Raw genomic sequence first — 6,528 nt, 5'->3', positions numbered from 1 at the left:
ACGCTTCCAGGAAAAGCTCCTAAGCTTCAGCTCACGCAGACCGTACCGTAAACCGACACAGGTGGGTAGGATGAGAATTCTCAGGCGCTTGAGAGAACTCGGGTGAAGGAACTAGGCAACATGGCACCGTAACTTCGGGAGAAGGTGCACCCTCTTTGGTGGCCCATGCGGGCTATAGCTGAGGGGGGTCGCAGAAACCAGGCCGCTGCGACTGTTTATCAAAAACACAGCACTCTGCAAACACGAAAGTGGACGTATAGGGTGTGACGCCTGCCCGGTGCTGGAAGGTTAATTGATGGGGTCAGCCGCAAGGCGAAGCTCTTGATCGAAGCCCCAGTAAACGGCGGCCGTAACTATAACGGTCCTAAGGTAGCGAAATTCCTTGTCGGGTAAGTTCCGACCTGCACGAATGGCGTAACGACAGCGGCGCTGTCTCCACCCGAGACTCAGTGAAATTGAAATCGCTGTGAAGATGCAGCGTTCCCGTGGCAAGACGGAAAGACCCCGTGAACCTTTACTATAGCTTTACATTGAACGTTGAGTTCGTCTGTGTAGGATAGGTGGGAGGCTATGAAACCGAGGCGCTAGCTTCGGTGGAGCCAACCTTGAAATACCACCCTGATGTGCTTGACGTTCTAACCTAGGTCCGTAATCCGGATCGGGGACCATGTATGGTGGGTAGTTTGACTGGGGCGGTCTCCTCCCAAAGAGTAACGGAGGAGCTCGAAGGTACGCTCAGCGCGGTCGGACATCGCGCACTGTGTGCAAAGGCATAAGCGTGCTTGACTGCGAGATCGACGGATCAAGCAGGTACGAAAGTAGGACTTAGTGATCCGGTGGTTCTGTATGGAAGGGCCATCGCTCAACGGATAAAAGGTACTCCGGGGATAACAGGCTGATACCGCCCAAGAGTTCATATCGACGGCGGTGTTTGGCACCTCGATGTCGGCTCATCACATCCTGGGGCTGTAGTCGGTCCCAAGGGTATGGCTGTTCGCCATTTAAAGTGGTACGCGAGCTGGGTTCAGAACGTCGTGAGACAGTTCGGTCCCTATCTGCCATGGGCGTTGGAGATTTGAGAGGGGCTGCTCCTAGTACGAGAGGACCGGAGTGGACGAACCTCTGGTGTTCCGGTTGTCACGCCAGTGGCATTGCCGGGTAGCTATGTTCGGAAGCGATAACCGCTGAAAGCATCTAAGCGGGAAGCGCGCCTCAAGATGAGATCTCCCGGGGCACAAGCCCCCTAAAGGAACCATCAAGACTAGGTGGTTGATAGGTCAGGTGTGTAAGTGGGGCAACCCATTGAGCTAACTGATACTAATGATCCGTGTGGCTTGACCATATAACCTCAAGTGGCCTTGGACTCGACGATATCGTCAGAGAAAATCCAATGCCCGCTACGTCACAAGACCCTATGAGAGACTGGCGCCTAAATCCGTTTATTGGATGGCGACGCTCCAACCCTCTCCCTGGTGAAATTAGCGCTGTGGTCCCACCCGTTCCCATCCCGAACACGGAAGTGAAACGCAGCCGCGCCGATGGTAGTGTGGCTTAAGCCATGCAAGAGTAGGTCATCGCCAGGGGCTTTACCCCGAAACCCCCGTCCGATAGGACGGGGGTTTTTTCTTGCGTCGCTTTGGCCAACAATCGATCCTCATCTCACAGGGGGACGATGCATGAAGCGGTGTCGATTGATCTTGGCGATTGCGCTGATCGTGCCCGGTGCTGATGCTGCGGCAGGAGGCACGTCGATGACGGCGCAACGCGTGCATGAAGCAGCGTTGGTGCTTGATACGCATCTGGACACGCCCGCGAATCTGCGGCGCCCCGGCTGGAGCATCGCAGACAATCACCAGCATGAAGGCGATCTCTCGCAGGTCGACCTGCCGCGCATGAAGGCTGGCGGGCTGGATGGTGGCTTCTGGGTGATCTACACGGCCCAGGGTGCGCGCGATGACACCGGCAAACGCGCCGCACGCGACCATGGTCTCGAGCGTCTGGCCAGTATCCTGGAGATGCTCGCGGCGCATTCTGCCGAGATGGAACTCGCGCTCACCGCGGATGACGCCGAGCGGATCGCCGGTGCCGGCAAGCGCGTGTCGTTCATCAGCATGGAAAACGCCGCGCCGCTGGCGAGTGATCCAACCCTGCTGACGGCTTACCATCGCCTGGGGTTGCGCATGCTCGGCATCACCCATGTACGCAACAATGATTTCGGCGATTCTTCCACCGATCCGGCAGGTGCCGAGTGGAAGGGACTCAGTCCGGCCGGACGGGCTCTGGTGGCCGAAGCGAACCGGCTTGGCATCGTACTGGATGCGTCGCATGCCAGCGACGCGGTGTTCGACCAGTTGCTCGCGCTGTCTTCGGCGCCGATCGTCTTGTCGCATACTAGTGCCGATGCGATCTACGACCATCCGCGCAATATCGACGACGCGAGAATCCGCCACCTCGCGGCGAAAGGCGGGGTGATCCACGTCAATGCTTACGGCGGCTACCTGGTCGACATCCCGAAGATTCCGGAACGCGAAGCGGCGATGGAAAGCCTGTCGAAGACGTTCGGCCCCGAAAACAGGCTGCCGGCGGATCGCGTGGCGGACTATCTGGCCGAGCGCCGCGCAATAGACGTGCGGTATCCCGCCAGACGGGCGACGTTCGACGAATACATGGCACACCTGCTGCACATCCTGAAGGTTGCTGGCGTGGATCATGTCGGCATCGGCGCAGACTGGGATGGCGGCGGTGGCGTCGTTGGCCTGGAAGATGTCAGTGCCCTGCCACGGATCACCGAAGCGCTGCTGGCGGCAGGCTACTCCGAAGTGGACATCCGGAAAATCTGGGGAGGCAACCTCTTGCGCGTATTGCGGCAGGCGCAGGAGGGCGCCGCGCCCCCGGCATCTCCATGATCGCAAGGGTGCACTGCCGATACTCTTCGACGACCGCTCCGCTGTGGGTGAATCGATGCGGTGGGTCAGGACGCCTTCGCCCTCGCCGGTGAGCACGGGCAGGGCCGAGACATGAGTGAATCCATCACGCCGCGACGCTTCGTTGCAGGCCTTCCTCTCGACATTCCCCAGCACTGGTTACCGGGCAACGAAGTGGTTTCGTCGCTGCTCAACGCATACACCATCCTGGTGCCCGCGAACGAAGCCTTCTATATCCGGACGCTCAATGCGTGCATGCCGCATGTCGCCAACGACGCGCTGCACGGGCGCTGCCAGGCGTTCATCCGGCAGGAGGCGCAACATGGAGTGGCGCACAAGCGCTACTGGGACAACCTGGATGCGCAGGGATACGCATACCGTGGCTTCGAGCGCACGGTAGATCGTGTCGTCTTCCGCACGATGGACCGCTACGCGCCGCTTTGGCTACGGGTCTCACTGGTGAGCTGCGTCGAACACATCAACGCATTCCTGGGGTATGAGTTCCTGTCGCAGTCGATCCTGGTCGAGGCGGATCCAAGTGTGCGCGACCTGATGGAATGGCACTTCGCAGAAGAGATCGAGCACCGTGCAGTCGCGTACGATCTGCTGCAGGCGATTGCGCCTCGCTACTCGGTGCGCCTGCTGGGCGCTCTGACGACAACCACGCTGTTCTACGCCTTGATGATCGGCATGGCCACGTCACTGTTGGCCCAGGATCGCTTGTTGTGGAGAAAGGCCTCCTGGCGCCAGGTGGCCCATCACTTCGGGAAGGGGCATGGGATGGCGCGCCGCACCCTTCGTCACCTGCGCGACTACCTGCGTCGGGACTTCCATCCTTCGCGTTTGGAGGGTGCCGACGACCTTGCCGCCCAGGTGCTGGCGAGGCAGGCTCGGAAAGCGCCGCCCGCCGTCGTGGCGATGTCCTCTCGAACCTGAACGCCAGATCGCCGGAGTGGGTGAGGGATTTCCGAACTAGCTGGGCACTACGTGATCCGGGATTGCCAAGTAATTGATAGGGCAGGAATATTCCTGGACTAACCCGCCGAAGGGAGATTGTTGCAGACGTAGGACAATGGGGAACTTCCCTGGTGGTTAGCAGTCGAACCCCCCGACTGCTAACATCCCTGCCCATGAGCCAGAACACTCCTACTACCGCCCTGGTCACCAACAGCCTGCCGATTCCCAGTGCCCTGGGTTCGCTGGACGCCTACATCAGTGCCGTGCACCAGATCCAGGTGCTGTCGGTCGAGGACGAGCGAGCGCTCGCCCACCGTTATCGCGAGGATGAAGACCTCGACGCGGCGCGCGAGCTGGTGCATTCGCACCTGCGCTTCGTGGTGCATGTCGCCCGCGGTTACAACGGCTACGGCCTGCCGCTGGGGGATCTGATCCAGGAAGGCAACATCGGCCTGATGAAGGCGGTGAAGCGTTTCGATCCCGACATGGGCGTGCGCCTGGTGAGTTTCGCGGTGCACTGGATCCGTGCCGAGATGCACGAGTTCATCCTGAAGAACTGGCGCATCGTGAAGGTCGCCACGACCAAGGCGCAGCGCAAGTTGTTCTTCAACCTGCGCAAGTCCAAGACACGCCTGGGCTGGATGAATGCCGAGGAAGTCAGCGTCATCGCCAAGGACCTCAACGTGTCCGAGCGCGAAGTGCTGGAGATGGAAGCGCGCCTGTCTGGTCGTGACATCGGTTTCGACGCCTCCTCTGACGAGGACGAGGATCATGCCCCGCCCTCTCCGGCCAGCTACCTGGTCGCCCACGATGAGGATCCTTCGCAGGCCTACGAGCGTGCGGACAGCGAAGACAATCAGATGGAACTGCTGCGCGAAGGCCTGGCGAATCTGGATGAGCGTTCGCGCGACATCATCAAGCGCCGCTGGCTGGATGGCGAAAGCAAGATCACGCTACAGGAACTTGCCGACGAGTACGGCATTTCCGCCGAGCGTGTCCGCCAGGTGGAAGCCAACGCGCTGAAGAAGATGAAGGCGCTGTTCGCGGCCTGACCCGGCATCGCGTCAGCGTACTGAAGAGGCCCCGTGAGGGGCCTCTTTTCGTTTGCAAGGTTCATCGATCGACGGAAGTGTGATCCACTACGCCGCGATCCGCCTCGGGCGGCAACATAAAGGAGCAGGGCATGGCGTGGGGCAACAAGCGGCAGTGGGTACTCGCGTTGGCATTGGCATGCGGCATGGGGGCGGGCGCGGGCGGCACGCCGGCCATGGCGGCCGAAACCGGCAACACCAAATCCTCCGGCGAAACGCGCGGCGTGAGTTTCAGCATCGATCGCGAGGAATACGACGCGCAGGCGCGCGCCGCGATGCAGATCGATCCGGTGGTGTCCGCGCAGCTTGGCGCGATTCGCAAGGTCGTGCTGGACGATGCCGCGAGCATGGACCAGCCCGGCCCGGACGTACTGGTGTTCGACGTCGAGGGCAGCCGTGGCAAGGGGCGCGTCACCGCGCGTTTCATCACCGTCAGTGCGACGGAGGAGGCGCTCGGCCCCGGCGTGCTGGTGATGTCGGACGGCACCGAGCATGTGATCGAAGGCGACGCCGACGCGTTGGCTGCGGAGGACGACCACCATGGGCACGACCACGATGAGGACGTCGGGGCGGGCGCCGACCTCTTCACCCGCCAGGCGCAGGAAGCCGCGCAGCGGTATCCGCTGATCCGCCAGCACATCGGCCAGATCACGACATTCGAGATCGACACGGAGGCGACCGGTGCCGCGCCGGGCATGAACACCTTCGTGTTCGACGTGGTGGGCGACAAGGGCCGTGGGCGATTGGAAGCGGACTTCATCACCGTCAGTGCCGAGACCGAACGCCTCGGCAAGGGCGTGCTGACGCTGGCCAATGGCCGCCGCTTGCCGTTCGAAGGCGAGCCGCGCGGTGAAGACGAGCCCGCCGATGAAGCGGGCGTCGATGGCCTGTTCGGCGACATGCAGGACAACATCTTCACCCGCCAGGCGCGCGTCGCCGTGCAGCGCTACCCGCTGGTGCAGCAGCACATCGGCACGCTCGCCTCGTTCGAATTCGATCTGGCCGCCACGGGCGAGGCCGAGGGTGCCAACGAGTTCGTGTTCGCACTGGCGGGCGACAAGGGGCGCGGCCGCATCCTCGCGGAATTCATCACCGTGGACGCCGACACCGAGCGTCTCGGAAAGGGTGTGCTGACGCTCGCCGATGGCCGCGAGATCGCGTTCGAGGGCGAGGCGCCGATGGAGGGCGAACTGGCGTCGCCGCGCATCGATACGGATCGCGGCGAGGTGCCCGACACGTTCGCGCGGCAGGATGGCATCTTCGTGCTGCAGGCCAACGCGGCGATGCAGGCGCATCCGGTCGTGCAACGCCACATCGGCGACATCCGCGAGGCGGCCTTCGACCGTGACGCGTCCTGGGCAGCGGAAGGCGAGCTGTATGTCTTCGACCTGAAAGGCAGCAAGGGCGCAGGCCGCCTCGAGGCCGAATTCATCACGGTCGATGCGGACAGCGAGCGCATCGGCGACGGCGAGCTGGTCATGGCCGACGGCAAGCGCTATCCGCTGGACCCGAAGTAGGCCGGACAAGATCCGGATAGCGTCGCCTCGAGGGCGGCA

4 protein-coding genes and 2 rRNA genes (1 of these 6 cut by a window edge) are annotated in these 6,528 nt (G+C 62.1%); all 6 read left to right on the top strand.

The features are described from left to right. Positions 1–1,342, top strand: a 23S ribosomal RNA gene (locus ACIPRS_RS10005) (it extends 1,537 nt beyond the left edge of the window). A gap of 126 nt (positions 1,343–1,468) precedes the next feature. Beyond that, positions 1,469–1,583: ribosomal RNA gene (gene rrf / locus ACIPRS_RS10000) — 5S ribosomal RNA — on the top strand. A 93-nt stretch (positions 1,584–1,676) separates the two neighbouring features. After that, entirely contained in the window at positions 1,677–2,906 is a 1,230-nt protein-coding gene (locus tag ACIPRS_RS09995; RefSeq protein ID WP_446538440.1) for a dipeptidase, read from the top strand. Between the two features lie 111 nt (positions 2,907–3,017). Further along, the gene (locus ACIPRS_RS09990) at positions 3,018–3,860 is read left to right on the top strand and encodes a metal-dependent hydrolase (RefSeq protein WP_446538439.1); all 843 of its coding nucleotides are present in this window, start codon (positions 3,018–3,020) and stop codon (positions 3,858–3,860) included. 194 nt (positions 3,861–4,054) lie between these two features. Then, entirely contained in the window at positions 4,055–4,933 is an 879-nt protein-coding gene (gene rpoH / locus ACIPRS_RS09985) for an RNA polymerase sigma factor RpoH (protein ID WP_192199889.1), read from the top strand. Between the two features lie 131 nt (positions 4,934–5,064). Then, a complete protein-coding gene (locus tag ACIPRS_RS09980) occupies positions 5,065–6,489 on the top strand; it encodes a hypothetical protein (RefSeq protein ID WP_446538438.1) in 1,425 nt (474 codons plus the stop codon). Positions 6,490–6,528: the final 39 nt, after the last annotated feature.

Source organism: Pseudoxanthomonas sp. LARHCG66 (assembly GCF_052871755.1).
Note: the sequence above shows the minus strand (reverse complement) of the source record. Positions and strands in the feature narration are given on the sequence as shown.

Coding starts and splice junctions, on each gene's coding strand:
- ACIPRS_RS09995 (WP_446538440.1), top strand. CDS start 1,677: ATGAAGCGGTGTCGATTGATCTTGGCGATTGCGCTGATCGTGCCCGGT.
- ACIPRS_RS09990 (WP_446538439.1), top strand. CDS start 3,018: ATGAGTGAATCCATCACGCCGCGACGCTTCGTTGCAGGCCTTCCTCTC.
- rpoH (WP_192199889.1), top strand. CDS start 4,055: ATGAGCCAGAACACTCCTACTACCGCCCTGGTCACCAACAGCCTGCCG.
- ACIPRS_RS09980 (WP_446538438.1), top strand. CDS start 5,065: ATGGCGTGGGGCAACAAGCGGCAGTGGGTACTCGCGTTGGCATTGGCA.